At 33.3% G+C, this 2,445-nt stretch carries 2 protein-coding genes; one reads left to right on the top strand and one right to left on the bottom strand.

Annotated elements, in window-relative coordinates:
• Positions 1-661: 661 nt before the first annotated feature.
• Complete coding sequence (locus tag ABFR62_14100; GenBank protein MEN8139549.1) at positions 662-1,894, bottom strand: FtsX-like permease family protein; 1,233 nt, start codon at positions 1,892-1,894, stop codon at positions 662-664.
• A 108-nt stretch (positions 1,895-2,002) separates the two neighbouring features.
• On the opposite strand from ABFR62_14100, the gene ABFR62_14095 reads away from it, so the two are divergent.
• On the top strand, positions 2,003-2,445 hold a 443-nt coding region (locus tag ABFR62_14095; protein MEN8139548.1), incomplete at its 3' end, for a GNAT family N-acetyltransferase.

The raw sequence follows: 2,445 nt of genomic DNA, 5'->3' as shown, positions 1-2,445 counted from the left end.
ACTCCTAAATATAAAATTATTAATGTGAATAATTGCGTTTCGCTTTTTTGCGAAACATAGCATGGAGAAAGAAAGCTGGCAACGGTTGAGAGTGAGGAACGAGCGAACAAATCACCTTGAGGAAATAAGCGAAGCGATTCATGAGTTCTTTTGGAAAACAATAATTCACGAATAAGTACTAGATTTTTTTTGTTTCGTTTTTTTCATCAATGGAAAAAAATGAAAAGCCCGTCCGGCTTGAGGACATGAAGTTAAATTTAATAGCAAAGCAATGTATAAGCTTTTCTTAGTTTGTTTACGCTAAGCTTATAAAACATCAAAATATTAGGGACTATTTTATTTGCTAATATTTATGACTATACATTTTTCTCCCCAGTTTAAGGAACTGATCCCTTACCACTGTGTAATTTTACAACTTAAACTAGGCAACTATGTACTACACAGAAAATCAATTAGCAAAATTTGTTTTAAATGCTGCATTTAAAGTACATAATCAGTTAGGTCCCGGACTTTTGGGAGTTCATATCAAGAGTGTCTCTTTTATGAAATTCAAAATATTTTCACCCAAAGCGCAAAGGAAAAAAAGCAAAGAGCGCTAAGATGGTTTGTATTAATTCATTATGTAATAAATGCCACCCATTAACATTGACCAAAAAGTACCTTAATCAAACTTAATAGCCTTAACAGGAGTTATTTTAGTTACTAGATACGAAGGTATAATCAACATCAACAATACCAATAAAAGAGTCCCGATATTAAGAATTAATATGTGCCATAAATTTACATTTACCGGTGCTACTCTAACATAATATGTGGTGGGATCCAGTTTAATTATTTCGAAGAATTTTTGAGCATACATCAGGCCTATCCCCAAGATATTTCCAATTAATAAGCCTCTCACAATAAGATACTGTGCATGATGAAGAAATATCTTTCTAACACTCCAGTTATTACTGCCAAGAGCTTTAAGAATCCCTATCATTTGTGTTCTTTCAAGTATTAAAATCAGAAGTGCCGTGATCATATTTATTCCTGCAACCATCAACATAATAAATAGTATTACAGCTATATTCAGATCGAAAAGATTAAGCCACTCCAGAATATATCTGTTAGTTTCTTTAATAGAAACTGCATTAAGATCGAAACCAATATTGTGATAAACCTCCGGAATCACTTTGTCGAGGTTATCAAAATCATCTAAGATCATCTCAAAACCACCTACAGTATTTTCATCCCACTTATTTAAGCGTTGAATTTGTCTGATATCACTAATAATAAAATTTTGATCAAAATCTTTCAATCCTGTATTAAAAATACCGGAAATAGTCAATCTTCTAACCTTTGGAGGTTTATTTCCCTCTTCAAGAAAAAATATATTGAACTTATCCCCTACTTTAAGTTTCAGTCCATCAGCAATTGTTTGCGACATTAGAGCAGAAGAACTCATTTTTTTGCCGGAATAATCAGGAACACTTCCATCAACTAAACTTTCTCGATAAAAATCCCAGTCGTAATCGGTAGAAACTCCCTTCATTACAATTCCTTCAAAGTCACCTTCAGTTCTTATTATACCGGGTTTATTGGCATAAACCTGAATGTGCTTTATTTCGGGAATCCCTTCAAAATGTGGATAGAAATTCTGGTTTTTACTAATTGGCTTTGTGATATAATTGTAACTGTTTTCGAAACTGTTAACCTGAATATGGCCGGCTAAGCCTGACAATCGTTCCCTAACCTTTAACTGAAGCCCGGTTCCTGTAGCAACAGTAATAATCATAATAGCTATACCCAAAGCGATTGCTCCTATGGCTATTTTTATTATAGGCCCTGAAACACTCCCTTTACCGGAAGAGTTTTTAACTAATTTCTGTGCTACAAATTTTTCGAAATTCAACTTTTGTATACTTAAACTTAAGGGTTCAAATATAAATAAATCCGGCGCTTAACAATTAAATATTATGCTAAAAAAGTATATTTGTAATATATTCAACTAACAGAAAAATTGATAGAATACCGAAAAATACTCAAAGAAGACAATCAGGTACTTGGAGAAGTAATGGAGAAGGTTTTGATTGAATATAATGCCGTTGAGGGTGGAAGTATGTTGGGCGACCCTTCATGTTTCAGTATGTATGAAGAATACAGGGAAGAACGCTCGGTGTATTATATTGCTCTTATTGATAATGAAATTGTTGGCGGTTGCGGGGTAAAAAAAATACCCAACCAGGATAATATTGACTACTGTGAGCTTCAAAGAATGTATCTAAAAAAAGAAGCAAGAGGTATGAAAATTGGAAAAACTTTGATAGAAATGTGCATCAAAACAGCCAAGGAATTTGGTTTCAAAAAAATGTATATCGAAAGCTTCCCCCAGATGAAAGAAGCCATAGACTTATATACAAAAAACGGTTTTTATAATATAGATCACGCCATAGGAAGTACAGG

The sequence above is a fragment of the Bacteroidota bacterium genome, assembly GCA_039714315.1.
Taxonomy (GTDB): domain Bacteria; phylum Bacteroidota; class Bacteroidia; order Flavobacteriales; family JADGDT01; genus JADGDT01.
The sequence above is the reverse complement of the archived record's forward strand: the minus strand, read 5'-3'. Positions and strand labels throughout refer to the sequence as shown.